At 69.4% G+C, this 24,623-nt stretch carries 23 protein-coding genes and 1 tRNA gene; 16 read left to right on the top strand and 8 right to left on the bottom strand.

Annotation, left to right across the window (positions count from 1 at the left end; all coding sequences use genetic code 11):
• The first annotated feature begins 16 nt into the window (after positions 1-16).
• On the top strand, positions 17-235 hold the full coding sequence (locus BLP38_RS05435) for a hypothetical protein (protein WP_091354071.1): 219 nt from the start codon (positions 17-19) through the stop codon (positions 233-235).
• A 3-nt stretch (positions 236-238) separates the two neighbouring features.
• On the opposite strand, the gene BLP38_RS05430 is transcribed toward BLP38_RS05435, so the two are convergent.
• On the bottom strand, positions 239-2,251 hold the full coding sequence (locus tag BLP38_RS05430; RefSeq protein WP_091354068.1) for a DUF262 domain-containing protein: 2,013 nt from the start codon (positions 2,249-2,251) through the stop codon (positions 239-241).
• A gap of 123 nt (positions 2,252-2,374) precedes the next feature.
• On the opposite strand from BLP38_RS05430, the gene BLP38_RS05425 reads away from it, so the two are divergent.
• The 5 genes from BLP38_RS05425 (at position 2,375) to BLP38_RS05405 (ending at position 7,387) form a co-directional block, all read left to right on the top strand.
• On the top strand, positions 2,375-3,148 hold the full coding sequence (locus tag BLP38_RS05425) for a hypothetical protein (RefSeq protein WP_065570413.1): 774 nt from the start codon (positions 2,375-2,377) through the stop codon (positions 3,146-3,148).
• A gap of 116 nt (positions 3,149-3,264) precedes the next feature.
• Complete coding sequence (locus BLP38_RS05420; protein ID WP_091354065.1) at positions 3,265-4,047, top strand: DeoR/GlpR family DNA-binding transcription regulator; 783 nt, start codon at positions 3,265-3,267, stop codon at positions 4,045-4,047.
• Complete coding sequence (locus tag BLP38_RS05415; protein ID WP_091354062.1) at positions 4,044-5,027, top strand: 1-phosphofructokinase family hexose kinase; 984 nt, start codon at positions 4,044-4,046, stop codon at positions 5,025-5,027. Before BLP38_RS05420 ends, BLP38_RS05415 begins: the two co-directional genes overlap by 4 nt.
• Entirely contained in the window at positions 5,020-7,083 is a 2,064-nt protein-coding gene (locus BLP38_RS05410; protein WP_091354059.1) for a PTS fructose transporter subunit IIABC, read from the top strand. Before BLP38_RS05415 ends, BLP38_RS05410 begins: the two co-directional genes overlap by 8 nt.
• Positions 7,084-7,117: 34 nt before the next feature.
• Positions 7,118-7,387 (top strand): HPr family phosphocarrier protein, encoded by a 270-nt coding sequence (locus BLP38_RS05405; RefSeq protein WP_018188079.1) that lies wholly within the window; start codon positions 7,118-7,120, stop codon positions 7,385-7,387.
• Positions 7,388-7,459: 72 nt separating this feature from the next.
• Here BLP38_RS05405 and BLP38_RS05400 read toward each other — a convergent pair whose 3' ends face one another.
• Positions 7,460-8,098: an MBL fold metallo-hydrolase gene (locus BLP38_RS05400; RefSeq protein WP_091354057.1), complete on the bottom strand. Its 639-nt coding sequence runs from the start codon at positions 8,096-8,098 to the stop codon at positions 7,460-7,462.
• Between the two features lie 114 nt (positions 8,099-8,212).
• Between BLP38_RS05400 and BLP38_RS05395 the strand changes: the two genes are divergently transcribed.
• A tRNA-Glu gene (locus tag BLP38_RS05395) sits at positions 8,213-8,285 on the top strand.
• 57 nt (positions 8,286-8,342) lie between these two features.
• Here the strand turns inward: BLP38_RS05395 and BLP38_RS05390 are convergent.
• Together BLP38_RS05390 and BLP38_RS05385 are read right to left on the bottom strand one after the other, a co-directional pair.
• Positions 8,343-9,410: a DUF4349 domain-containing protein gene (locus tag BLP38_RS05390; protein ID WP_091354053.1), complete on the bottom strand. Its 1,068-nt coding sequence runs from the start codon at positions 9,408-9,410 to the stop codon at positions 8,343-8,345.
• Positions 9,407-9,967, bottom strand: coding sequence for an RNA polymerase sigma factor (locus tag BLP38_RS05385; protein WP_091354049.1), 561 nt, complete (start codon positions 9,965-9,967; stop codon positions 9,407-9,409). Before BLP38_RS05385 ends, BLP38_RS05390 begins: the two co-directional genes overlap by 4 nt.
• 104 nt (positions 9,968-10,071) lie before the next feature.
• On the opposite strand from BLP38_RS05385, the gene BLP38_RS05380 reads away from it, so the two are divergent.
• Positions 10,072-11,166, top strand: coding sequence for a TerC family protein (locus BLP38_RS05380; protein ID WP_091354046.1), 1,095 nt, complete (start codon positions 10,072-10,074; stop codon positions 11,164-11,166).
• A gap of 9 nt (positions 11,167-11,175) precedes the next feature.
• On the opposite strand, the gene BLP38_RS05375 is transcribed toward BLP38_RS05380, so the two are convergent.
• Positions 11,176-12,486 (bottom strand): LLM class flavin-dependent oxidoreductase, encoded by a 1,311-nt coding sequence (locus BLP38_RS05375; protein WP_091354041.1) that lies wholly within the window; start codon positions 12,484-12,486, stop codon positions 11,176-11,178.
• Positions 12,483-13,802 carry an O-acetylhomoserine aminocarboxypropyltransferase/cysteine synthase family protein gene (locus BLP38_RS05370; protein ID WP_091354038.1) on the bottom strand — a complete coding sequence of 440 codons (1,320 nt, stop codon included), beginning with the start codon at positions 13,800-13,802 and terminating at the stop codon, positions 12,483-12,485. The genes BLP38_RS05375 and BLP38_RS05370 overlap by 4 nt, the downstream gene beginning before the upstream one ends.
• Positions 13,803-14,025: 223 nt before the next feature.
• Between BLP38_RS05370 and leuC the strand changes: the two genes are divergently transcribed.
• The 6 genes from leuC (at position 14,026) to BLP38_RS05340 (ending at position 20,381) form a co-directional block, all read left to right on the top strand.
• Complete coding sequence (gene leuC, locus BLP38_RS05365; protein ID WP_091354034.1) at positions 14,026-15,468, top strand: 3-isopropylmalate dehydratase large subunit; 1,443 nt, start codon at positions 14,026-14,028, stop codon at positions 15,466-15,468.
• Position 15,469: 1 nt separating this feature from the next.
• Positions 15,470-16,066 carry a 3-isopropylmalate dehydratase small subunit gene (leuD, locus tag BLP38_RS05360; RefSeq protein WP_091354030.1) on the top strand — a complete coding sequence of 199 codons (597 nt, stop codon included), beginning with the start codon at positions 15,470-15,472 and terminating at the stop codon, positions 16,064-16,066.
• 66 nt (positions 16,067-16,132) lie between these two features.
• Positions 16,133-17,497 carry a UDP-N-acetylglucosamine 1-carboxyvinyltransferase gene (murA, locus tag BLP38_RS05355; RefSeq protein WP_091354026.1) on the top strand — a complete coding sequence of 455 codons (1,365 nt, stop codon included), beginning with the start codon at positions 16,133-16,135 and terminating at the stop codon, positions 17,495-17,497.
• Positions 17,494-18,264 (top strand): lysophospholipid acyltransferase family protein, encoded by a 771-nt coding sequence (locus tag BLP38_RS05350; protein WP_091354021.1) that lies wholly within the window; start codon positions 17,494-17,496, stop codon positions 18,262-18,264. The genes murA and BLP38_RS05350 overlap by 4 nt, the downstream gene beginning before the upstream one ends.
• Complete coding sequence (locus BLP38_RS05345) at positions 18,254-19,402, top strand: NAD(P)H-dependent glycerol-3-phosphate dehydrogenase (RefSeq protein ID WP_091354015.1); 1,149 nt, start codon at positions 18,254-18,256, stop codon at positions 19,400-19,402. The genes BLP38_RS05350 and BLP38_RS05345 overlap by 11 nt, the downstream gene beginning before the upstream one ends.
• The gene (locus BLP38_RS05340) at positions 19,302-20,381 is read left to right on the top strand and encodes a D-alanine--D-alanine ligase family protein (protein WP_091354010.1); all 1,080 of its coding nucleotides are present in this window, start codon (positions 19,302-19,304) and stop codon (positions 20,379-20,381) included. The genes BLP38_RS05345 and BLP38_RS05340 overlap by 101 nt, the downstream gene beginning before the upstream one ends.
• A gap of 6 nt (positions 20,382-20,387) precedes the next feature.
• Here BLP38_RS05340 and BLP38_RS05335 read toward each other — a convergent pair whose 3' ends face one another.
• Positions 20,388-20,864: a DUF3515 family protein gene (locus tag BLP38_RS05335; protein ID WP_091354006.1), complete on the bottom strand. Its 477-nt coding sequence runs from the start codon at positions 20,862-20,864 to the stop codon at positions 20,388-20,390.
• A gap of 22 nt (positions 20,865-20,886) precedes the next feature.
• Here BLP38_RS05335 and thiL point away from each other — a divergent pair, with 22 nt between their 5' ends.
• Positions 20,887-21,858: a thiamine-phosphate kinase gene (gene thiL, locus BLP38_RS05330; protein WP_091354002.1), complete on the top strand. Its 972-nt coding sequence runs from the start codon at positions 20,887-20,889 to the stop codon at positions 21,856-21,858.
• Here the strand turns inward: thiL and rsmD are convergent.
• The gene (gene rsmD / locus BLP38_RS05325) at positions 21,828-22,436 is read right to left on the bottom strand and encodes a 16S rRNA (guanine(966)-N(2))-methyltransferase RsmD (protein ID WP_091353999.1); all 609 of its coding nucleotides are present in this window, start codon (positions 22,434-22,436) and stop codon (positions 21,828-21,830) included. The two genes, thiL and rsmD, sit on opposite strands and share 31 nt — an antisense overlap.
• A gap of 38 nt (positions 22,437-22,474) precedes the next feature.
• Here rsmD and BLP38_RS05320 point away from each other — a divergent pair, with 38 nt between their 5' ends.
• Positions 22,475-24,622 (top strand): ATP-dependent DNA helicase RecG, encoded by a 2,148-nt coding sequence (locus BLP38_RS05320; protein ID WP_091353995.1) that lies wholly within the window; start codon positions 22,475-22,477, stop codon positions 24,620-24,622.
• Position 24,623: the final 1 nt, after the last annotated feature.

The raw sequence follows: 24,623 nt of genomic DNA, 5'->3' as shown, positions 1-24,623 counted from the left end.
GGCGCACAATGGTCCCATGGGACTCTTCACGCAACGACCCGAAGAACCGACCGAATGGGGCGGTCTTCCGTCCGAGCCTCTCGAACCGACGAACCCGGTCGATCGGCTGGGTGAGGGCCCGGCGGTCGGCGGGTGGACGCCCGATCTGCTGTCGCAGGCGCCCGTAACGGCCACCTGGATCGAGATCCCGGTCGACCCCGCGCCCGAGGCCGATGGCGGAGCCGACGGCGACTGACCCTCAGCGCATCGCGTCGCCGATGTAGGAGTAGATGACGAAGACCTCCGACGCCCAGCCCGCCTCTTCGAGCACGCCCTGGACCGCGGAGAGCATGTACTTCGAATCCCACCCGAGGTACAGGTACTGACCCTCACCCAGCTGGTCCCACTGACCGTTCCACGCCATCGCGGGGTACACCGGACCACCCTGGCGTGCGCTGTAGTCGATGACGCTCTGACGTGAGTCTGCCCAGAGTCGGGCGAACACTCGGTTGAAGAGGTAGCGGACGTCCCGCACATCCCAGTGCTCGCCGCGGTACTCGACGTAATCGAACTCCCGCTGCCAGCCGCGCGGCCAGCCGCGCCGCTTCTTGGCATCGAGGATCGGCGTCAGGTTGTCGTCGTCGATCCCCACGACGGCAGGCCGGCGCCAGGCATCCATGAAGCGGGCGGTCAGCTGTTCGGTGCGCGCCGCGATCTGCGCCGTCGACCATGCCGCGGCGCCCGCGACCTCACGGGTCAGCGGGACCGAGCTCGTCTCGTACGCCGTGCGCTTGTGGGGGAATGACGCATCGAACACGCGGTCCGCGAGGTGCTCCTCGAGGAGGGTCAGGTTTCCGAGGGTGTTCACGAGTGCCCGGTGCGCGTTCTGCTCATCGTCGGTGAGAGCCGCCCACCGGCGGACCCCGTCCCCGCTCCAGTCGTCAGAGGGAGCGGTGGGCAGGATGTGCTCGAGGACGAGGTCCGAATCGGGGTCGACTCCCGCGAGGCGCTCGAGGACGAAAGCCGCGTGCGGCAGCTCCCCGTAGCGGAGGCCGACCCGCGTGCGCTCATCGGAGGGCGTGATGCGCGCGATCGCGAGGACGAGCGATTCCATGCCCTCGTCCGCGGCCCGGCAGAAGCGGGCGACCAGGCGGTCGATCGGCAAGCCGACGACCGTCCGACGCAGCAGGAGCGACTCGACGTGGGTGAGGGCCTGAGAGAGATCGGATGCCGACAGCTCGCCCCGCAGGTGGTCGCGATACAGACGCATCGCGATAGGGAACATGCCGCGACCGAGGACGTTGATCGCCCCGAAGTGGCGCGCGACCGCGGGATCCGTCGTTTCGGCCGGTTCGAGCAGGAGTCGGTAGATCTCCGACAGCTCCCGCCATTGCGCCGCGTTCGCACGGAGGGTCTCTCGGTCGAGTCGGGGGAATTCGTGCCGGAACGCGTCGTACACCCCGCGCTCACCCTCGACGAGCACCTCGCGACCGGTGAGCATGACGAGGTAGTCCCGCCAGAACGCGCCGATCTGCTCACCGGTGTTCGCCTCGATCGGGAGCCAGTACTCGTTCTCGATCTCGCTCTGCTCGGCGTGAGAAAGCCCCATGAGGACGTAATTGTGGATGAGCTCGTGATCGCGGAGAGGCTCACCCGTCGAGTTGAGGCTCTCGAAGATCTGCTGAGCGTTGGCGCCTACGCCCAGGGTGATCGACACGTGTTCGAGCTTGCGCAGACCGCGCCAGATCCCCGCAGCCTCGTCAGGACGGATCTGACTCCGGAAGAACGCGTAGTTGTCGTCGAAGCGCGATGCGCGGTCGGCATCAGCGGGGGCGCGGCGGTCCAGGACCACGCTCTCGAAGACGTCCGCCCACGCCCGGTGCGGACGCAGTTTCGTCCGGCGGGGATCGTCGCGTCGCACGAGGACGGCCTCGAGCTCCGCCGCGAGGGCCGGATCGTCCTCGCGGAGCGTGTGATGGAGTGCGGCGATGAGCAGCATCAATGTCGTCACGCGCTGCTGTCCGTCGATGAGGACGAGGTGCGCGTCGTCATCGGCCGATGTGCTCGCGGTCGACAGGATGGAACCGATGAAGTGCGTCTGACCGTCGTCGCTGCCGGCGACGGCGCGGATGTCTCCGAGGAGTTGCTCGCACCCCCCGATGTCCCACCGGTACTGCCGCTGGTACACCGGAACGACGATCGTCGTGTCCGAGGCGGAGAGCCAATCGATCGTGTTGACGGCGGTCGCATCGACGTTCGTGGCGCTGCTCATGTTCCTCGAATCGCTCCTCGAATTTTCCCGGTCGAGTCTACTGACGGTCTCGGAGGCGCTAGGTAGGCTGACCTAAGTCGGGCCTGTAAAAACTTCGCTCGCCCGACAGAAAGGTTGATCCGCATGGGTTACATCAAGAGTGCTCTGCTCGAGGAGACCGGCTACGTCGTCCTCGACATGTACGGCAAGGAAATCGATCCCAAGGAATGGCTCGACATCGAGTACGTCGACTGGAAGTCCTCCGGCGACACGCGATTCGCGCCGCTGGCTTCGGCCAAGGGCGAGATCGAGTGCAACGGCTTCTGGAACCACCAGCCGCCGCGCACCGACAAGGACGGCGTCTGGATCCCGTCGCAGACCGAGAAGGCGCCGACCCTCACCGAGCGTGCGCTCGAACCCGGCTCGAACGTCGGACGTTGCCGCATCATCGAGCTGCAGCCGAACACGTACGCCGACGCGCTGTACAACCTGCACCAGGACGACAACAACCGGCTGAACCCCGACGGGACCGGCTGGGTCGTCCGGAGCTTCTTCAACCTCACCGATGACAAGGACAGCTTCTTCGTCCTGCGTGACAACCGCACCGACCCGAACGGTGAGACCCGCATCGCTCTCCCCGCCGGTGCGCAGCTCGTCATCGACACGCAGCGCCTCTGGCACGCCGCCTACCACCCGGGCGACGCCCCTCGCTACTGCCTCATCACGTCGTGGGAGTCGGGCCCCGAGCTCGACGCCTACATGGAAAAGTACAACGGCGTGAACACGGTCGAGAGCGTCCCGCTCGATCAGGAGACGATCGACGCCGGGCAGGCCGAGCAGGAGCGTCGCATCGCCGCTCGTGCCGCCGCACTCGCGGCACGCGGTCAGCGCGAGGTCCTCGCCATGAGCGAGGCCTGAGCCTCCGAACCACGCGACGACGCCCCCGGTCCGGAACCGGGGGCGTCGTCCGTTATCGCATTCTTGTTTCATGTTGGTTTCTGTTGTAACGTGTGGACTTGTTCGAGGAGGACCACATGTACGCAACGGAGCGCCAGCAGCAGATCGAGCAGCTGATCGTCAGTGACGGCCGCGTCGCCGTCATGGACCTCGCCGACCGCTTCAGCGTCACGACCGAAACCGTCCGCCGCGACCTCGCCGCCCTCGAACGGGCCGGCATCGTGCGCCGCGTCCACGGGGGAGCGGTCCACCGTGCCCGCGCCAGCACCGCGGAGGCGTCCGTCGCCGAGCGCGCCTCGCAGCGCAGCGGCTCCAAGCAGGCGATCGCCCGTGCGGCGGTCGACCTCCTCGGCTCCGAGCTCGACGGTGCCCTGTACCTGGATGCGGGGACCACGACCGATGCCATCGCACAGCTCCTGGTGACCGGTCCCCATCCCGCCGGCGACCTCGAGGTCGTGACCCATTCGATGTCGGTCGCGCACACACTGGCCGGCGCGCAGGGAATCGGGCTGACCGCGATCGGCGGGCGTGTCCGGGGGCTGACCGCCGCGGCCGTCGGCGCGCAGACCGTGGAGGCGATCGCCCGCCTGCGACCGGACATCGCCTTCATCGGCACGAACGGCGTCGCCGCGGGCTTCGGCCTCAGCACCCCTGATCCCGATGAGGCGGCCGTCAAGCGCGCGATCGTCGCGTCCGCACGCCGGGTCGTCGTGGTCGCCGACGGCGACAAATTCGATGCAGAGCTCCTGGTCTCCTTCGCCTCGCTGTCGGACGTCGACGTGCTCCTGACCGACACGACGCCCGGAAGGATCCTCGCGGAAGCTCTCCGCGAGGCCGATGTGGAGGTCCAGCTCGCATGATCGTCACGCTGACCACGAACCCCTCGCTCGATCGCACCATCTCGCTCGGCGAGCCGCTGCGAGTCGGCGAAGTGCAGGCGGCGCTCGGTGCACGCGAGGATGCGGGTGGGAAGGGCATCAACGTCGCGCGGGTCGTTGCGGCGGCATCCCGTCCCGTTCTCGCGGTCCTGCCTCTCGATGCCGCCGACCCCTTCGCCGTGGCGTTGGCGGCCACCGGCATCCCCGCCCGGATCGTCCCGCACGACGGTGCCACCCGCGCCAACGTCACGATCGCCGACGAGGCGGGCACCACGACGAAGCTCAACCTTCCGGGTGCGGCGTTCACCGAAGCGGATGCCGCGGCCCTCACCGCCGCGGTCGTCGCCGCGACGGAGGGCGCCTCCTGGCTCGTCCTCGCCGGCTCGCTCGCCCCGGGATTGCCGGACGACTACTACGTCACCGTCATCGAGGCTGTCCGTTCGGTGTGGGGCACCGCGGCCCCTCGCATCGCCGTCGACACCTCGGGGCCGGCGCTCGCGGCCGCCGTCGCCTCGGGTCGCCCGGATCTCATCAAGCCGAACGACGAGGAACTGGCCGAGCTCGCCGGGCGGGACCTCGACACCACGGTCGGCCTCGCCGATGCCGTCGCCGAGATCGCCGCGGAGCTCGTGCCTGCGCGGGTCGGCACCGCACTCGTGACCCTCGGCGGCGACGGCGCGGTCCTCGTGACCGGCGACGGGTCCTGGCACGGCTCGCCGCCCCCGACGCGCGTCCGGAGCACCGTCGGCGCGGGGGACAGCTCGCTCGCCGGGTATCTCCTCGCCGAGGCGACCGGCGCCGACCCCGCAGAGCGCCTGCGCTCCGGCATCCGCTACGGATCCGCCGCCGCTGCCTTGCCCGGTACGCAACCCCCGACCCCGAACGACCTGTCGACCGGCGAGGTGCCGGTCCGACGACTCCCGCAGCAGGAAAACCCGACCACTGGAGGTCACCGTGACTGAGATCATCACCGCGGAACTCGTCAGTATCGACGAGCCGCTCGGCGCCGACAAGCGCGCCGTCATCGACGCACTCGCGCACCGCGTCGCCGCGCAGGGGAGGGCCACCGACGGTGCCCGCCTGGCCGACGACGCGTGGGCCCGCGAGGAGAAGGACGAGACCGGGCTTCCCGGCGGCATCGCCATCCCGCACGCCAAGAGCGCCGCGGTGACGCAGGCGTCGCTCGCCTTCGCTCGGCTGAACCCCGGCGTCGACTTCGGTGCCGAGGACGGTGGGGCGGACCTCGTCTTCCTCATCGCCGCCCCCGACACCGCGGCCGAGGAGCACCTCGCCGTGCTGTCCAAGCTCGCGCGCAGCCTCATGCGCGATGACTTCACCTCGGGACTCCGTGCGGCCACGAGCGCCGACGAGATCGTCGCCATCGTCCGTGACGCGATCTCCGATGCGCCCGCCGCCGCAGAAGCGCCCACGTCTCGCGCCGAGGCGCGCGCGGCGGCGCCGTCCGCGCCCGCCGTCGACGACGAACTCCTGATCGACGGCCGTCCCGCACGCATCGTCGCGGTCACCGCGTGCGCCACCGGGATCGCCCATACCTTCATGGCCGCCGATGCGCTCACCGCGACCGGCAAGAAGGACGGCGTCGACCTCACGGTCGAGCCGCAGGGCTCGAGCGGCTACAAGGCCATCGACCAGCGGATCATCGACGAGGCCGACGCGGTCATCTTCGCCGTCGACGTCGACGTCCGCGAGCAGGCCCGGTTCGCCGGCAAGCCCGTCGTCCGCTCCGGTGTGAAGCGCGGTATCGAGCAGCCCGCTCAGATGGTGCGCGAAGCCGTCGCCGCCGCGAAGAACCCGAATGCGGCCCGCGTTCCGGCCGCGTCGGGCGCCGCGACGGCGAGTGACGCCGCGCCGAACTCTCTCGGGGGCGCGATTCGTCGAGCACTGCTCACGGGTGTGAGCTACATGATCCCGTTCGTGGCCGGCGGCGGTCTCCTGATCGCGCTCGGGTTCGCCCTCGCCGGGTACGAGATCGCGAACACCGCCGACGGGAACACCGTCAACAACGCGATCTTCACGCTGCAGAACTTCACCCTCTGGAACCTGCCGCCCGAAGGACTCGTCTACTATCTCGGCGCCGCGGCATTCCAGATCGGACAGTTGTCGTTCGCCTTCCTGGTCCCCGCCCTCGCCGGTTACATCGCCTACGGTTTGGCTGACCGTCCGGGCATCGCCCCCGGTTTCGTCGCCGGTGCCGCGGCCACCTTCATGGGTGCGGGCTTCATCGGCGCCATCGTCGGTGGTCTGCTCGCCGGTCTCGCCGCGTGGTGGCTCAACCGCCTGTCCGTCCCGCGCTGGTTGCGCGGCCTCATGCCGGTCGTCATCATCCCGCTGCTGGGCTCGATCTTCGCGTCGGGGCTGCTGCTGTTCGTCTTCGGCGGTCCGATCGCCGCACTCACGAAGCTCCTCAACGACTGGCTGTCCGGACTCTCCGGCGCCGGCGTCATCCTGCTCGGCGTCATCCTCGGGCTCATGATGTGCTTCGACCTCGGTGGGCCGCTCAACAAGGTCGCCTACGGCTTCGCCACGGCGAACCTCGCGCAGGGCATCGCCGGCGACGAGCGCTACCTCCAGATCATGGCGGCTGTCATGGCCGCGGGCATGGTGCCGCCCCTCGCCATGGCGCTCGCGTCCACCGTCCTCGGCCGTAAGCTCTTCACCGCCCCCGAGCGCGAGAACGGCAAGGCCGCCTGGCTGCTCGGTGCCGCCTTCATCTCCGAGGGCGCCATCCCGTTCGCGGCGGCCGACGTGTTCCGCGTCATCCCCGCCGCCATGCTCGGCGGTGCCGTGACCGGCGCGCTGTCGATGTTCTTCGGGATCACCTCGCGCGCCCCGCACGGCGGCGTCTTCGTGTTCTTCGCCATCGACAACTTCTGGCTGTGGTTGCTGTCCATCGCGATCGGCACCGTCGTCAGCGCAGTCTCGGTCGTTCTGCTCAAGCGCTACGCCCGCCGTCGTCCCGTCGAGGTCGATGCGCCTGCCGTGGCCGTCACGGCATAGTCTCGTCGTACCGACTCAAGGAGGAAGAACCACCATGGCCGAACGGACCGCAACCGTCGCGAGCAGCTCTGGACTGCACGCCCGCCCCGCAAAGCTCTTCGTGCAGGCGGTCAAGGAGACGGGTGTGCCCGTCACGATCGCCGTTCCCGGCGGTCCCGATCAGAACGCCGGCAGCATCCTCACCCTCATGGGTCTGGGCGCGACGCAGGGCACTGTCGTGACGCTCAAGGCCGAGGGCGAGGGCGCCGATGAGGCGCTCGACAAGCTCGTCGCCTTCATCGAGACGGACCACGACGCCGAGTGAGTCTCGACCCCCACGAATGACGGATGCCGCGGAGCGAAAGCCCCGCGGCATCCGTCATTCTGTCGTGTCCGATCAGAGGTCGGCCGACTCTCCCGGTTCGAGTTCGAGGAACTCGCCGCCGTTCTGCTCGGTCGCCCACTTGAGGCGGTCGCGGTGCATCGCGAGCCCGGCGCGCGACAGCGTCATGTCGTGGGTGCCGAACGCGCGTCGGGGCTTCACGGCGAGGACGTAGTCGATCGCGTCGCCGATCTTCAGCCAGGGCGCTCCGACGGGCGCGGCGAGAAGCCCGACGTCGACGCCCTCGGGGACGGCGTACGAGTCGCCGGGGTAGTAGAACTCGTCATTGACGAGCACACCGAGGTTGTCGATGACCGGGATCGATTCGTGGATCAGGGAGTGCGTCCCGCCGAAGAACCGCATCCGGAACGGACCGATCTCCACCTCGTCCCCGACTGCCACCGTCGTGACGTCGTAGTCGGATGCCGCGGCAGCCACTCCGGCCGGCCCGAACACCGGCACCGTGGGCGCCTGCGATCGGATCGCGTCGAGCTGGGCGGGAGTCCAGTGATCGGGGTGCTCGTGGGTGAGGACGACACCGACCAGGTTGCCCAGATCGTCGAGGGGGAGGGTGAACGAACCCGGATCGATGAGAAGGGTCTTCCCCTCGCTGTCGAGGCGGAGGCAGGCATGTTCGTGCTTCGTAACGCGCATGCATCCAGTCAACTCAGGACGCGCGGTCATTGGCAAGGGCGCGCCGATTTTGCACGACTGTGAACGTCGTGCATAATTGAACGGTTGCCTCCGCAGGGAGGGAACGAAAAGTACGGCCCCATCGTATAGCGGCCTAGTACGCCGCCCTCTCACGGCGGTAACGCGGGTTCGAATCCCGCTGGGGTCACACAGATGACGAAACCCCCGACCATCAGGTCGGGGGTTTCGTCGTTGCGGCGCTGCGTCACGACTCTTCGGTCGTGGCCCTCGCGCGCCGGTTCCGTCGTGCGCGCCGTGCCGCGCGCACGATGACGATGACGACGGCGGCGACCGCGAGCCAGGGGAGGAGGAATCCCAGCCCGATCACGACGCCGTTGAGGGTCACGAGGAGGGCGTTCCACCCGGTGGCGAGACCGTCACCGAAACCTTCCGGTTCGGCGGCCACCGACTGGCCGGGTCGAGAGATCGTGATCGTCGCGCTCGACAGCGCGACGTCGTCCGAGAAAGCCTTCTCCTGGGCCCGCAGCGAATCGAGCTCGGCCTGGCGTTGCGCGAGGGCGTCCTCAGCCGCGAGGACGTCCGCCGTGGTCGCGGCATCCGAGATCAGTACCCGAAGGCGCTCCGCGGACGTCTCGAGCGACGCGATCCGGGCGCGCAGATCCGTCGTCTCGGCGGTGACGTCGTCCCGCGAGATGTCGGTCGCGCCGACGGTGCCGAGCTCGTCGAGGTCGCGCAGGAACTCCGCGAGGCCCGACGCCGGGACGCGCACGGTGATGCGGGCGTCGTCTGATCGCGTCGTGTTTCCCGTCGTCGCGTCGCTGACGTTCAGGGATTCCACGTAGCCCCCGGATGCCTGGGCCTTCGTCGCGATCTCATCTGCGGCGTTTGAGGGGTCCTCGGCCTCGAGGTGGGCTTCGGCACGAGCGATCACGGCTCTCTCGCCGACGGAGGTCGTCGCTGCGTCGGAATCCTCGAAGTCCTGGCTGCCGCCGTTCACCTGCGTGCCGCCGCTCATCTCGCCGCCTCCGTCGTCGGGGCGTGTCATCGACTCCCCGGAGGCGGCACCGTCAGCCAGGGACCCGGCAGAGCCGAAACCGGTACCGTTCGCGAGAACCGGACCGATGAAACCGGCGACCACGATGACGGCCGCCGCTGCTCCGGCGTACGCCCACCCGCGCCGACGCCGACGCCGACGGCCCGGTGCCTCCCGCGCCGGGCGCGAGGAATCGGCGATCTCGGCGAAGAGCGCCCGCTCGATCTCGTCCTGCCGGGTCCGGGTGAGGGTAGGGAGGTCGATGTCGTCCGGAGTCATGATCCCTCCGTTCCCAGGGCGGTCCGCAACCGGGTACGGACCCGCGAGAGGCGGTTGCGGACGACGGCGTGCGAGATGCCCAACTCCTCGGCCGCAGCGGCGTAGGCGTACCCTTCCGTGGCGCAGAGCCGGAAGATCTGCTGATCGAGGGCCGAGAGCGTTCCGAGCTCGGCGACGACGCGCTCGGCGAGCGCGGAACCGATGACCTGATCCTCGACGTCGACGGTCGCGGGGATCGTCTCGTCCGCCGCGGCATCGGTGTTCATGCGATCGCGCCGCTGTCGTCGCATCCTGTTCGCGCTCTGGAACCGGCAGATCGTGACGAGCCAGGGCAGAAGCGAGTCGCTGACGAGATCGAGCGTCGGCAGGCGCCGCCACGCGACCAGGAAGGTCTCCTGCATGACGTCCTCCGCATCCGATGTGTCTCCGAGGAGGCCGTGGGCGAGCCAGTAGACCGGTCGCGCGTACGCGCGATAGAGCTCGCGGAAGGCCTGCTGGTCGCCGCTCGCCGCGGCTGCCACCAGGTCCGCGTCACTCTTCGCGAGCGGGTCGGCCATGGCATCCTCGTTCGTTCTGTCGCTGGGGGAGTGTCGCCACTGCGGGGATCGTCTCAGACATCTCGAAAGGTACTCTTAGGGTCGCCCCCGCATGAAAGGCCCCCATGGAGCTCCCCCTCTGGTTCGAGGTCGGCTCGCTCGTCGGTCTGACGCTCATCCTCGTCGCCGACCTGCTGTTGATCATCAAGCGCCCGCACGTCCCGTCGACGAAGGAATCCACCCTCTGGGTCGTGTTCTACGTGGCGCTCGCCCTGCTGTTCGCGCTCCTGATGCTCGTCGTCACGAACGGGGAGTACGCGGGACAGTTCGTCGCGGGATGGCTGACCGAGTACAGCCTCTCCATCGACAACCTGTTCGTATTCGTCCTGATCATGAGCCAGTTCTCGGTGCCCCGCGCGGCGCAGCAGAAGGTGCTGATGGTCGGCATCATCATCGCGCTGATCCTCCGAGGTATCTTCATCCTCCTCGGCGCGGCCATCATCGAGCAGTTCAGCTGGGTCTTCTACATCTTCGGCGCCTTCCTCATCTACACCGCCTGGAAGCAGGCCTTCGACGGTGACGACGAGGAGGACGAGGAGAAGAAGGAGAGCTTCCTGGTCCGCCTGCTCCGTCGCCGCATGAAGGTCAGCGAGGAGTACGACGGCGCGAAGGTGCGCACCGTCATCGACGGCAAGAAGGTCTTCACGCCGATGATCATCGTGTTCGCGGCACTCGGCATGACCGACCTGCTGTTCGCGATCGACTCGATCCCGGCGATCTTCGGCATCACCCAGAGCGCCTTCATCGTCTTCACGGCGAACATCTTCGCGCTCATGGGGCTCCGCCAGCTCTACTTCCTCCTCGGAGGGCTGCTGGACCGGCTCAAATACCTCCACTTCGGCATCGCGTTCATCCTCGCCTTCATCGGCGTGAAGCTCGTCCTCCACGCCCTGCACGAGAACGAGCTCCCCTTCATCAACGGCGGCGAGCACGTCGAGTGGGCGCCGGAGATCTCGACATGGGTGTCGCTCGGTGTCATCGTCGGGTCGATGGCCGTCGCGACGGTCGCCAGCCTCGTCGCCGCGCGCCGCGAGGGACTGCGGGAGCCGCTGCCGGCGACGGGTCCCACTCCGGTCCGCCACGCGGAGGACGTCGCCGAACAGCAGGGCACGCCCCGCACGGTCGACCCGCACCCGTCGGACGGCGACACGTCGCGCTGAGCGCAGTCGTCAGAACGGTCGGAGGTTCTTGCGCAGCGTGTCGTCGTACTCGCGGCGGAGGATGCCGCGGCGTCGCAGAATCGGCACCAGCTCGTCCAGCGTGCGGTGCACGGTGACGGGGTGCAGGTCGCCCCACAGGAGCACACCGTCGTTGCCCCACGTGCCGTACTCCTCGATGCGGTCGGCCAGCTCGCCGGCGGTTCCCACCCAGCCGGACCCGTCTCGGAGTCGGCCGAGCCGAGCGTGCGCGGCGAGGATCGTGCGCAAGGGCGCATCCTCGTCGTGATCCCCGACGAGGCGGCGGATGCTGCCATGCGAGACGTGCTCGCCGAAGATCCCTCGGTCGACGGGGCGGTCCAGGTCGAGTGCGGTCAGGTCGGTCTCGAGGTCGCTCGATTGGCGCTCGGCGATCGCCTGCAGTGTCCTGTCGTCGGGATGCTGCGACGCGGCCACCAGCCTGTCGGCCTCCTCCGGTGAGGAGACGACGACCGGCTGGATGGCGAACAGGATCGTGATGTCGTCGGGCGAGCGTCCGGCCGCGGTCGCCTCGTCGTGGATGCGACCACGGTAGGCCCGCACCGAGTCCTCGGTCATCGGCGCGAGCGCGAGCTGCACGTCGGAGTTCGCCCCGGCGAAGCCGAGACCGCGCGTCGACCCGCCCGGCGAGACGATGACGGGCTCGCCCTGGACGAAGGGGATCGCGTTCAGCGGCCCGTCGAAGGAGTAGTACTCGCCCCGGTGCACGGTTGGCTCCAGCAGCGTGCCGTCCGCGTAGCGACCCGCGGCGGGGTCTGCGATCAGGGCACCCTCGGGCCAGCTGCGCCACAGCGCGGTGACCGCCGACATCCATTCCTCGGCGCGGTCGTACGCGGCGTCGTGACCGAGCTGGGGCGCCGTTCCGAAGTGGCGCGCGCTGCCTGTGTCGGTGACGACGTTGAGGCCGAGCCGATGCCCGCTGAGGTGCTGCAGCGTCGCGAACTGGCGGGCAGCGGTGTACGGAAGGGTCGCGGCCGGGTTGACGGTGGGGACGATCCCGATGTGCTCGGTGGCCGCGAAGAGGTACGGCGCGAGCAGGAGGGGGTCGAGCTTCGGCCCGCCGAAGGCCTGCCGCACGCGCAGGTCGATCGTCGCGGCCGAGCCGAGCGAGGGTGCGTCCTCGATGATGAGCAGGTCGAATCCGGCCTGTTCGAGGGTGCGGGCCGCCTGCTGGTAGAGCGCGGGTGAGGTCCAGTCGTAGTCCCAGTCGAGGTACGGATGGCCCCAGCCGTGCGGTCCGAATCCGCGGGCGAGGAACCAGCCGAAGTGCTGCGGACGGCTCACGCCACGACCGCCACATCGGGTTCGGCGACGGATGCCGCGGCCTGCAGTCCTCGCGCGAGGTCGCCGATGAGGTCATCGACGTCCTCGATGCCGACCGAAAGTCGGACCGTCCCCGGGTGGACGCCGTGCTGCGTCCGCTGCTCCGGTGACCGGCGTGCGTGGCTCGTCGTCGCCGGGTGGAGCACGAGCGAGCGGACATCTCCCAGGTGGGTCATGTGGGTGATGACCGAGAGCTCCTCTATGAACGCCCGCGCCGCGGCCAGACCGCCGTGTAGGGTCACGGCGAAGACGGAGCCGTATCCGCCGCGCAGATACGTCCGCGCGAGGTGATGGCTGGGATGCGTCGGCAGGCCGGCGTAGTCGACCGCTGCGACGTCGGGGCGGGCATCGAGCCAGCGTGCCACGGCAAGCGCGTTCTCGGACTGACGCTGTACGCGGAGGCTGAGCGTCTCGATGCCTTGACCCACGAAGAACGCCGTCAGCGGGGACGGCGTCGGCCCGTATCGCGGGGCGACGCTCTCTCGGAGGTGAGCGATCCGCGCGCGCCCCGCGTGGCGTTCCCACGGGCTGGGGGAGCCGTCGGGACCACGCCGCGCGAGCTGGGGGAACAGTCGGCCCGCACGCGTGCCGTCGAACCGACCGTCGTCGACGATGACTCCGCCCAGGACGGATCCGTGGCCCGACAGGAATTTGCTCGCCGAGTGCACGACGATCGCGGCTCCGTGCTCGAGAGGACGCAGGAGGTAGGGAGTCGCGAACGTGTTGTCGACGATCAGCGGGATGCCGGCGGCCTCGCCCACGGCGGCGATGGCCGCGACGTCCAGGACGTCGTTCCGTGCGTTCGCGATCGACTCGCCGAACAGCACGCGGGTCTCGGGCCGGATCGCTCGACGCCACGCATCCGGATCCGCGATGTCGTCGACGAACGTCGTCTCGATGCCGAGGCGCGCGAGGTTGTCGAGGAGGAGCCCGCGCGTGCCTTCATAGATGTGCGTCGAGCTGACGATGTGCGATCCCGACTCGAGCAGGCCGAGGAGGGCGACGGCGATCGCTGCTTGGCCGGAGGCGACGAGGAGCGCCTCGGCACCGCCCTCGAGGGATGCGAGCTTCCTCTCGACGGCGTCGACCGTCGGGTTGCCGGTGCGGGAGTAACCGAACCCGTCACCCGAACCGAAGTGCGCGGCCGCGTCGTCGAAGGAGTCGAACGTGAAACCGGCGGTGAGGTGGATGGGGATGGCGCGCGGCGTCGCCGGTGCGGCATCCGCCCCGATGTGCACCTGACGCGTCGTGAATCCGCCCGCGGCTCGTTCGGTCATGCGGCTCTCCTGTCCTCAGACCGACACAGTGCCACGGCCCCGCGCGCGGCGATCGTCGTGAGACGCGGTGTTACGGGCAGCGGCCACGCGGGTCCGGCCGCGCCGGTGATAGTCTGGCGCCGTGCGGACCGCTCGACTCCTTATCGGCCGCGACGAGACCTCGTTCTGAGCCCTCTCTCGTCGCGGAGGCTGTCGCGGGCGCCATCCGACATCAGGAGACATCATGAGCACGATTCCCGACCGTCCGCGGACCCTCGCCGAGAAGGTGTGGGACGACCACCTCGTCGTGAAGGGTGAAGGCGGCAGCCCCGACCTCATCTACATCGACCTCCACCTCGTGCACGAGGTGACGAGCCCGCAGGCTTTCGACGGGCTCCGCGCCGAAGGTCGCCCCGTGCGTCGCCTTGACCTCACCATCGCGACCGAGGACCACAACACGCCGACCCTCGAGATCGACAAGCCGATCGCCGACCTCACGAGCCGTACCCAGATCGAGACCCTCCGACGCAACGCCGAGGAGTTCGGCGTCCGCCTGCATTCGCTGGGCGACAAGGAGCAGGGCATCGTCCACGTCGTGGGACCCCAGCTGGGTCTGACCATGCCGGGCATCACGGTCGTCTGCGGCGATTCGCACACCTCCACGCACGGCGCGTTCGGAGCCATGGCCTTCGGCATCGGCACGAGCGAGGTCGAGCACGTCCTCGCGACGCAGACGCTGCCGCTCAAACCCTTCAAGACGATGGCGATCACCGTCGAGGGGACGCTGAAGCCCGGTGTGAGCGCGAAGGACATCATCCTCGCGATCATCGCCAAGATCGGTGCCAACGGCGGTCAGGGCTACGTCCTGGAGTTCCGCGGATCCGCGATCCGCTCCCTCTCGATGGAGGGGCGCATGACGATCTGCAACATGTCGATCGAGGCGGGCGCCCGCGCCGGCATGATCGCCCCCGACGAGACGACGTTCGCGTACGTCAAAGACAAGCCGCACGCCCCTCGGGGCGCCGACTGGGACGACGCAGTCGCCTACTGGCGCACGCTCCCCTCCGACGAGGGGGCGGTCTACGACGCCGAGGTCTTCCTCGACGCCGACGAGCTGGAACCCTTCGTGACGTGGGGGACGAACCCCGGTCAGGGAGTGTCGCTGAGCGGCGTCATCCCGAACCCCGAGCAGATGACCGACCCCAATGAGCGCGCAGCGGCCGAACGCGCCCTCGAGTACATGGACCTCGCTCCGGGGACGGCGCTGAAGGACGTGTCGGTGGATGCCGTCTTCATGGGCTCGTGCACGAACAGCCGCATCGAGGACCTCCGTCAGTTCGCGTCGATCGTGCAGGGCCGGGCGAAGGCCCCGGGCGTTCGGGTGATGGTGGTCCCGGGCTCCGCCCGGGTGCGCCTCGAGGCCGAGGCCGAAGGGCTCGACAAGGTCTTCACCGACTTCGGAGCGGAGTGGCGCTTCGCCGGTTGTTCGATGTGCCTCGGCATGAACCCCGACCAGCTGGCGCCGGGAGAGCGATGCGCCTCGACGAGCAACCGCAACTTCGAGGGCCGGCAGGGCAAGGGCGGTCGCACACACCTCGTGTCGCCTTTGGTCGCCGCCGCGACGGCCGTCCTCGGCCGCCTCGCGAGCCCCAGCGATCTCGACGCACTGACCCTGACGGAGGCCTGACATGGAGAAGTTCACCCGCCACACGGGCGTCGGCGTGCCCCTGAAGCGCTCCGCCGTCGACACGGACCAGATCATCCCCGCCGTCTACCTCAAGCGCGTCACCAAGACGGGTTTCGAGGACGCGCTGTTCGCCAACTGGCGCCAGGACCCCGCGTTCATCCTCAATCAGGATGCCTACCGCGACGGTTCCGTCCTCGTCGCGGGCCCTGACTTCGGTACCGGCTCGAGCCGCGAGCATGCGGTCTGGGCGCTCCGCGACTACGGCTTCCGGGTCGTCCTCAGCACGAAGTTCGCGGACATCTTCCGCGGCAATTCGGGCAAGCAGGGCCTGGTCACCGGCGTCGTCACCGAGGACGTCCTCGAGTCGATCTGGGCGGCGCTCGAGGCTGAGCCCGGCCGTGAGATCACGGTGGACCTCGAGACACGGACAGTGGAGGTCGGCGACCTCCAGGCCTCCTTCGACATCGACGATTACACTAGGTGGCGGCTTCTCGAAGGGCTCGACGACATCGGGCTCACGCTGCGCAGCGAAGATCAGATCGCGCAGTTCGAGGCGCGCCGCGAGGCGTGGCGGCCACGGACGCTCCCCGTCCGCTGATCGGCCGGCGCCCCGCACAACGGGGCCGGACCACGCTTCCTCGACACCAGTAATGAGGTCCCACCCATGAACACACTTCTCAGCGACTCCGCGTCGACCCCCGCCAGCGGCGGAAACACCGGCCAGACGCTCCGGATCCGCGGCGGTCGACCGCTGCGGGGCCGCGTCGAGGTGAAGGGGGCGAAGAACCTCGCCACCAAGGCGATGGTCGCCGCCCTCCTGGGTGAGACCGCCAGCATCCTGCGAGACGTGCCGGACATCAGCGATGTGCACGTCGTGCGTTCGCTCCTCGAGGTCCACGGCGTCCGCGTCGAGGACCTCGAGGACGGCGTCCTCCGGCTCGACCCGAGCGGCGCGGTCTCGGCGCACATGGAGGAGATCGACGCGCACGCGGGAGCGTCCCGCATCCCGATCCTCTTCTGCGGCCCCCTGCTGCACCTGCTGGGTCAGGCGTTCATCCCGGACCTCGGCGGGTGCCGCATCGGCGACCGCCCGATCGACTTCCACCTCGACGCGCTCCGCTCGTTCGGTGCCATCGTCGACAAGCTGCCCAGCGGCATCCGTCTCTCGGCACCCGATGGCCTGCACGGCGCCAACATCGAGCTCCCGTACCCCAGCGTCGGTGCGACCGAGCAGGTGCTGCTCACCGCGGTCCGGGCGAAGGGCACCACCGAGCTTCGGAACGCAGCCATCGAGCCCGAGATCATGGATCTGATCGCCGTCCTGCAGAAGATGGGCGCGATCATCTCCTACGAGCCCAACCGGGTCATCTTCATCGAGGGTGTCGAGTCGCTCCGCGGCTACGACCACCGGGCGATCTTTGACCGCAACGAGGCCGCGTCGTGGGCCGCCGCGGCGCTCGCGACCGACGGCGACATCTTCGTCGGGGGAGCGAAGCAGCAGGAGATGCTGACCTTCCTCAACGTCTTCCGCAAGGTGGGCGGCGACTTCGACATCGCCGAGGACGGCATCCGCTTCCGTCGCGGCGGCGCACTCAAGCCCGTCATGGTCGAGACCGACGTGCACCCCGGCTTCATGACCGACTGGCAGCAGCCGCTCATCGTCGCTCTGACGCAGGCCGAGGGCGAGTCCGTCGTCCACGAGACGGTCTACGAGAACCGGCTCGGCTTCACGCGCGCCCTCGTCCAGATGGGCGCCGACATCGTCGTTCACCCCGACGGCATCGCGAGCTCCGAGCGGCGCGTCCCCCGACGCGCGCTCGAGCAGGCGGCCGTCATCAACGGGCCGACTCCGCTCCGCGGCGCCGACGTCGTCGTGCCCGACCTCCGGGGTGGGTACTCGTACGTGATCGCGGCCCTCGCCGCCGAGGGCGAGTCGACCGTCCGCAACATCGGGATCATCCGCCGGGGGTACGAGAAGTTCCTCGAGAAGCTCACGGATCTCGGCGCCGACTTCGACGTCACGGAGTGACCCGGGTGAGCCCGCGTCGTCGCGCGTCGGCGGAGAAGACGCGCCCCAGCGTGTTCTGGCCCGCCGCCATGATCGTCGTCCCGGCCACGGGGTGGTTCGCGAGGATCGAGATCGAGGGCGCGGAGAATCTGCCGCTCGAGGGCGCGTACGTCCTGGCACCGAACCACTACAGCGAGTTCGACCCCGTGATCATCGCGGTCGCGACCTGGCGCATGGGCCGCGCTCCGCGCTTCATGGCGAAGGAGAGCCTCTTCACGGTCCCCGTACTGGGCGCCCTGCTGCGTGCGACCGGCATGATCCCCGTCGCCCGGGCGTCGAACTCGGCAGCTGCCACGCAGACCCTCGCGCAGTCGAACGCCCTCGTCGCCGCGCAGCGCGGCGTCATCGTCTACCCGGAGGGCTCGCTCACACGCGACCCCGACATGTGGCCGATGCGCGGCAAGACGGGCGCCGTCCGGCTCGCCCTCGCCGCAGGCCGCACGCTGCCGGTGATCCCGGTCGCGACGTGGGGCGTGCAGGAGATCCTGCCGCGGTACGGCCGACTGCGGCTGTGGCCGCCCCGTCGTCGCGTGCGCGTCCTCGTCGGCCCTCCCGTCGATCTGACCGCCTTCACCGACACGACGCCCGCCACCCTCACCGCCGCGACGGATGCCGTCATGCGCGACATCTCGATCCTCCTCGGCCGCCTTCGAGGCGAGGAGCCTCCTGCAGAGCGGTGGAACCCGGCCAAGCACGGGCAGAACGAGACGGGGCGTCTTGACTCCTAGGGAATCGCCGCGACGCGACGTCGTCGCTCCTCGTGTCGCCGTTCTCGGTTCCGGGAGTTGGGGGACGACCTTCGGCAAGGTCCTCGCCGACGGTGGCGCCGACGTCATGATGTGGGCACGTCGAGCAGAGCTCGCGCACGAGATCCGCGAGGGCAAGCGCAACACGCAGTACCTCCCGGGCATCAACCTGCCCCGCGGGCTGTCGGCGACCCACCATCTCGCGGAGGCGCTCGACGGTGCGACCCAGGTCTACATCGCGATCTCGAGCCAGGCACTGCGGCAGAACCTGAAGGGCGTCCGCCCGTTGCTCGGCGACAGCGACGCTCCGATCGTCTCCCTCATGAAGGGCGTGGAGAAGAAGACCGGGCTCCGCATGAGTCAGGTGCTCGAAGAAGAGCTCCGCTGCGACCCCGCCCGCATCGCCGTCGCCTCGGGGCCCAACCTCGCCCTGGAGATCGCGCGCCAGCAGCCCACGGCCGCAGTCATCTCGTCCTCCAGCCAGGAGACCGCTGAAGCCGTCGCCCGCGTCGCGCGCAACGGCTACTTCCGCACCTTCGTCAACACCGACGTGATCGGCACCGAGTTCGGCGGTGTGCTGAAGAACCTCATCGCCGTCGCGATCGGGATCGTCGACGGGGTGGGCTACGGCGAGAACACGAAGGCGTCGATCATCACCCGCGGTCTCGTGGAGATGACGGACTTCGCGGTCGCGCAGGGCGCTCAGCCCGAGACGCTGCAGGGACTCGCCGGTCTCGGCGACCTGATCGCGACGTGTCAGTCGCCCCTCAGCCGCAACAACACCGCCGGCCGCCTGCTCGGACAGGGATACAGCTTCACCGAGGTCGTGAAGCAGATGGACCAGACGGCCGAAGGCCTCGCCTCCGTCGCTCCCGTCCTTCAGCTGGCGCGGGCAGCCGGCATCCAGATGCCCATCGTCGAGCAGGTCAAGATGGTGCTCGACGGCACGATGAACCCCCGTGACATCGCTCCGCACCTGACGACGGATGACGATGAGCCCACGGAGGAGAGGACTCAGAATGGTTCAGGCGGTAGTGGTTCTGCTCTTCGGCGGGCGTTCCAGCGAGCACTCGATCAGTTCCGCCACGGCGGGCGGGGTGCTGCGCGCGATCGATCGTGAGCGCTACCGGGTCATCCCCGTCGGCATCACCCGCGACGGCGCTTTCGTTCTCGAGGAGGACGACCCCGACAAGTTCGCGCTGAACCCCGAGCGGCTTCCCGAGGTCGTCGACAACGGCACCCGCATCGTCTGGCCGGATTCCACGGCGACACGCACCCTCTCGGTCCGTCGTCCCGATGGGACCGTTGAAGATCTCGGCGACATCGACGTGGTCTTCCCCATCCTCCACGGCCGCTTCGGGGAGGACGGCACCGTCCAGGGCTTCCTCGAGCTCCTCGACCTGCCCTACGTCGGAGCGGGGCTCCTCATGTCGGCGATCGGCATGGACAAGCACACGACCAAGAGCGTCCTGCGCGCCGCCGGCGTCCCCGTGGTCCCGTGGGTGACGGTGACGCGTGCGGCACTGGAGCGCGACGACGACCTGTGGCGCCGCCGCATCCGCGCCCTCGGTCTGCCGGTCTTCGTGAAACCCGCTCGTGCGGGATCGAGCGTGGGGGTGTCGAAGGTGTCCGAATGGAGCGAGTTGGATGCCGCCCTCGACACCGCCTTCGATGAGGACACGAGCGTTCTCGTCGAGCAGGCTGTGTCGGGTCGCGAAGTGGAGTGCGGCGTCCTGCAGGGCCGCGACGGAGCGGAGCCCCGTGTCAGCGTCGCGGGCGAGATCGTCGTCAGCGGTCGGGACTTCTACGACTTCGAGGCGAAGTACCTCGGTGCCCCGGGTATCGATCTCGTCTGCCCTGCGGAGCTGCACGACGGCGAACTCCGCGAGATGCAGCGCATCGCCGCCCAGGCGTTCGAGGCGGTCGGCGGACAGGGGCTCTCCCGTGTCGACTTCTTCTACACGGGATCCGAGTTCTTCGTGAACGAGGTGAACACCATGCCCGGTTTCACGCCGATCTCGATGTTCCCGACGTGCTGGATCCAGAGCGGCCTCAGCTACCCGGACCTCATCACGGAACTCGTCGAACTCGCGCGCTGATCCCGGTCAGGGCTGCGTCTCGGTCGGCGCGACGCACTTCGCTGTCGTCTCGAACCGCTTCGTGATGAGTCGGCTGAGGGCGGAGACGGGACCGCTCGACGAGACGACGTCGTAGTCCAGGATGAGCTCCGCGGCGGGCACCCGGCCGTATGTGGTGATCCGGTAGAGCGGCGCCTTCGAGTCGTCGACGACCCAGTCGACGCCGTCGACGGTGAAGCACGGCAGTGTGGTCGGTCCGAGCGGCTGCACGCCGCAGGCGAACTGCACCGTCGTCGGCTCGCCCCACGCCGCGGTCGACTGCGCATCGGTCCACCGCCGCTGCTGGTCCTCGAGGACGTCCGGCAGACGGACCATGACCTGCGCGCAGCGCGGGTCCTCGGCTTGCGGAGGGGTGTCCACGGCGACCGTCCCGGAGCACCCGGACAGGACGGCCGTTCCCGCCACGAGCAAGGCGAGCGCAGCGGACGAGCGGGTTCGGGGCATCGCTCCAGGCTACCGTGGACGCATGGGTGAGCTCCGTGTGCGCGACGTGTCCGAGAGGGAGCTGCTGGCCCGTATCCTTCGCGTGCTCGGCCCGGCATCGCGTGCCGAGGTCGGCCCCGGCGACGACGCAGCCGTCCTCGCGATCCCCGGCGGCCGGGTCGTCGCCACGACCGACACGCTCGTCCATGGGCCCGACTTCCGGCTCGCCTGGACGTCCCCGTACGACCTCGGATTCAAATCGGCTGCGGTGAACGTCGCCGACGTCGCCGCGATGGGGGCGCGGCCGACGGCGCTCCTCGTCGCCCTCGCGCTCCCGGACTCGCTTCCCGCCGCGTTCGTCGATGCGCTCGCCACCGGCTTCCGCGACGCCCTCGCGGAGCTCTCACCGGGCTGCGCCGTCGAAGGGGGCGACCTCACCGTGTCCGAGACGCTCACGGTCGCCGTCACCGCCCTCGGCGTCCTCGACGGGGTGGAGCCGGTCCGCCGGTCCGGGGCGCGTCCCGGCGACGAGGTCGCCGTCGCGGGCGAGCTGGGTGCGGCGGCTCGAGGCTTGCGCATCCTTGTCGACCGGTTCCGGGATGCCGACGGCATCCCGCTTCCCATCGATGACGATGTGCTGTCGGTCGCCGATCGCCACGACCTCGAGGCCCAGTTGCGGCCGCGGCCGCCCGTCGAGCTCGGCGTGGTTGCCGCCCGCGCGGGCGCGACGGCGCTCATGGACGTCTCCGACGGTCTCCTCCTCGACGCATCGCGGATCGCGGACGCGTCGGGGGTGACGATCTCGATCGACGCCGGTCTCGACGACGATGCCCTCACGGGCGGGGAGGACCACGCGCTTCTCGCGTGTTTCCCGGCGGGATCCACGCCGCTCGGCTTCGACGTCATCGGACATGTCCGTGAGCGGTCGGAAGCCGCCGTCCTCGTTGACGGCGTGGTTCCGTCGGCCCGGGGCGGGTGGGACCCCTACGTCGATTGGGACTCGGCGCTCGGGTGAGGAGCGGCCCCGGTGTCCGCGGGGCTGAGCCACCAGAGCGTCGTGTCGCCGTACTTCTTCGCGCGCTCCGCCACCAGGCCGGCGGGCACATCGGGTTCGCCGGACCGTGTGGCGCGCTCGACGACGACCACCGCGGAAGCGGTGAGTCGAGGGGTGAGGAGCGCGAGGGTCGCCGAGACCTCGGCATCCGTCATGTCGTACGGCGGGTCCACGAACACGAGGTCGAACGACGAACCGCCGCTCCGGAGGAATGCGTCTGCGGCGGACCGGTGCACCGTCAGTCGTCGTCCCGGAAGGCTCCGCGCGACGGAGCGGACGTTCCGTTCGACGACGGATGCCGCGCGCGGCGCGCGCTCGACGAGGTCGGCCGACGCCGCGCCGCGACTGACGGCCTCGAGGCCGAGCGCGCCGGAACCCGCGAAGAGGTCCAGGACGGCCGCACCGTCGACGAGGCCGGCGGACTCCAGCGCGCCGAACAGCGATTCGCGCACACGTTCGCTCGTCGGTCGCGTGCCCGCGCTCGGCACGGCCAGCGGGAGCGACCCGGCGTCACCGGCGATGATCCTCGTCACCCCCACACGATATCCGCGTCGGCGCCCGCTCGTAGACTCGTCGCATGGCCTCGTACTCGCTCGACACGTCCCTCCCGGAGGCCGTCGGCGAGAGTCTGGCGAAAGGGCTGAAGCGCGCCTTCCAGATGACCACGGTCGGGGAGCTGCTGGGTCACTACCCGCGCCGGTATGCGAGCCGTGGGGAGCTGACACCCATCGCGGCGCTCCCGGTCGGCGAGCTCGTGACGATCGTGGCCGAGGTCCGCTCCGCGTCGACGAGGCAGATGCGGGGCCGCCGCGGAGAACTCGTCGAGGTCGTCATCGGTGATGGCGAGGGCACCATGTCGCTCACGTTCTTCGGTCAAGCGTGGCGCGTGAAGGATCTCACTGCCGGTCGGCAGGGTATCTTCACCGGCAAGGTGGGGGAGTACCGCGGGCAGAAGCAGCTCACGCATCCCGATTATCAGCTCTTCGACGACGAGGGAACCGCCCGGCTCACGGCGGAGGCGTGGCGGAATCGTCCGATCCCGATCTACCCCGCGACGAGCACCCTCTCGAGCTGGCAGGTCAAGAAGTGCGTGGACCTGGTGCTCCCCAAGCTCGGGGCCGTCCCCGAACCCCTGCCCGCCGCCTTCCGTGCCGAGCAAGGCCTCCTCGACGCCCGCATGGCGCTGACCCGCATCCACGACCCGGAGTCGTTCGACCAGATCGGTCCGGCGCGGGAGACGCTCCGGATGCACGAGGCATTCGTCCTGCAGGCGGCGCTCCTGCAGCAGCGTCACTTCGTCCGGATGATGTCGGCCACCGCTCGGCCCTCCGGTGAACTCCTGTCGCGATTCGACGCCGCCCTGCCCTTCGAGCGCACTCCCGACCAGGTGACCGTGGGTGACAGGATCGCCGCGGACCTCGTGGCCCCGTGGCCGATGAACCGTCTCGTGCAGGGCGAAGTCGGTTCGGGGAAGACGCTCGTCGCCCTGCGAGCGATGCTGCAGGTCGCCCAGTCCGGTGGGCAGTCCGCGCTCATCGCCCCGACGGAGGTCCTGGCCGCTCAGCACGTGCGCTCCATGGCGCGGATGCTGGGCCCCGAGCTCGCACCCGAGCTCATGCCGACGCTGCTCACCGGGCAGCTGGGCGCGGCCGAGCGCCGCCGCGCGGCCCTGCGCGTCGCATCCGGGCAGTCGCGCATCGTGGTGGGGACGCACGCCCTGCTGAGCCAATCCACGACGTTCGCTGATCTGGGACTGGTCGTCGTCGACGAACAGCACCGTTTCGGCGTCGATCAGCGGGAGACTCTCCGCGCAAAGGGCAGCTCACCGCACGTTCTCGTCCTGACGGCGACGCCCATCCCGCGGACCGTCGCCATGACCGTGTTCGGCGACCTCGACGTGTCGACCATCCGCACCATGCCGGGCGGGAGGGCCGGGATCTCGAGCTTCGTCGCTCCCGTGGGGGAGAAGCCCGCCTGGTTCGCACGCGTCTGGGAGCGCCTAGCCGAGGAGGTGCGTCTCGGAAGGCAGGCCTTCGTGGTGTGTCCGGCGATCGACGCTGCGACCGACACGGACGACGAGGAATCCGTCGAGACGGAAGAACCGGGCCGCACCCGGTGGGGTGTCGTCCAGGCCGCAGCGCTGCTGGCGGGGCATCCCGACTTCCGGGACATCCGCGTCGAGATCCTGCACGGCAAGATGCCCGGTGACGAGAAGGATGCCGTCATGCAGGCCTTCGCCCGTGGAGACATCGACGTGCTCGTCGCCACGACCGTGGTCGAAGTCGGCGTCGACGTTCCCAACGCCTCGACGATGGTGATCCTCGAAGCGGACCGATTCGGCGTATCCCAGCTGCACCAGCTCCGAGGTCGCGTCGGTCGCGGCTCGGTCCCTGGGCTCTGCTTGCTGGTGACCGAGGCCGACCCGTTCACGCCTGCGCGTCAGCGCGTCGAAGCCGTCGCCGCGACGACGGACGGCTTCGAATTGGCCGAAGTCGACCTCGATCTGCGCGGCGAGGGGGATGTGCTCGGCGATGCGCAGTCGGGTGTTCGATCCTCCCTGCGACTCCTTCGTGTCGTCGCCGACGCGGACCTGATCTCCACGGCTCGCGCCGAGGCGGAGAGCCTGCTCGCGAACGATCCGACGCTGGATGGAACACCGGGTCTCGCCGCCGCCATCGCCGGGCGCGTCAGTCAGCGCGAACGTGCCGCACTCGGAAAGAACTGAG

The organism is Microbacterium sp. LKL04 (genome assembly GCF_900102005.1).
Taxonomy (GTDB): Bacteria; Actinomycetota; Actinomycetes; order Actinomycetales; family Microbacteriaceae; genus Microbacterium.
This window is presented reverse-complemented; position numbering and strand designations above follow the sequence as displayed.

Bases quoted from the DNA above. Each gene is read 5' to 3' on its own strand.
- BLP38_RS05335 (WP_091354006.1), bottom strand. From the start codon at position 20,864: ATGCCCCGAACCCGCTCGTCCGCTGCGCTCGCCTTGCTCGTGGCGGGA.
- thiL (WP_091354002.1), top strand. From the start codon at position 20,887: ATGGGTGAGCTCCGTGTGCGCGACGTGTCCGAGAGGGAGCTGCTGGCC.
- BLP38_RS05400 (WP_091354057.1), bottom strand. From the start codon at position 8,098: ATGCGCGTTACGAAGCACGAACATGCCTGCCTCCGCCTCGACAGCGAG.
- BLP38_RS05425 (WP_065570413.1), top strand. From the start codon at position 2,375: ATGGGTTACATCAAGAGTGCTCTGCTCGAGGAGACCGGCTACGTCGTC.
- BLP38_RS05340 (WP_091354010.1), top strand. From the start codon at position 19,302: ATGGTTCAGGCGGTAGTGGTTCTGCTCTTCGGCGGGCGTTCCAGCGAG.
- BLP38_RS05420 (WP_091354065.1), top strand. From the start codon at position 3,265: ATGTACGCAACGGAGCGCCAGCAGCAGATCGAGCAGCTGATCGTCAGT.
- BLP38_RS05380 (WP_091354046.1), top strand. From the start codon at position 10,072: ATGGAGCTCCCCCTCTGGTTCGAGGTCGGCTCGCTCGTCGGTCTGACG.
- BLP38_RS05405 (WP_018188079.1), top strand. From the start codon at position 7,118: ATGGCCGAACGGACCGCAACCGTCGCGAGCAGCTCTGGACTGCACGCC.
- leuD (WP_091354030.1), top strand. From the start codon at position 15,470: ATGGAGAAGTTCACCCGCCACACGGGCGTCGGCGTGCCCCTGAAGCGC.
- BLP38_RS05370 (WP_091354038.1), bottom strand. From the start codon at position 13,802: ATGACCGAACGAGCCGCGGGCGGATTCACGACGCGTCAGGTGCACATC.
- BLP38_RS05385 (WP_091354049.1), bottom strand. From the start codon at position 9,967: ATGGCCGACCCGCTCGCGAAGAGTGACGCGGACCTGGTGGCAGCCGCG.
- BLP38_RS05390 (WP_091354053.1), bottom strand. From the start codon at position 9,410: ATGACTCCGGACGACATCGACCTCCCTACCCTCACCCGGACCCGGCAG.
- BLP38_RS05415 (WP_091354062.1), top strand. From the start codon at position 4,044: ATGATCGTCACGCTGACCACGAACCCCTCGCTCGATCGCACCATCTCG.
- murA (WP_091354026.1), top strand. From the start codon at position 16,133: ATGAACACACTTCTCAGCGACTCCGCGTCGACCCCCGCCAGCGGCGGA.
- leuC (WP_091354034.1), top strand. From the start codon at position 14,026: ATGAGCACGATTCCCGACCGTCCGCGGACCCTCGCCGAGAAGGTGTGG.
- BLP38_RS05430 (WP_091354068.1), bottom strand. From the start codon at position 2,251: ATGAGCAGCGCCACGAACGTCGATGCGACCGCCGTCAACACGATCGAT.
- BLP38_RS05320 (WP_091353995.1), top strand. From the start codon at position 22,475: ATGGCCTCGTACTCGCTCGACACGTCCCTCCCGGAGGCCGTCGGCGAG.
- BLP38_RS05435 (WP_091354071.1), top strand. From the start codon at position 17: ATGGGACTCTTCACGCAACGACCCGAAGAACCGACCGAATGGGGCGGT.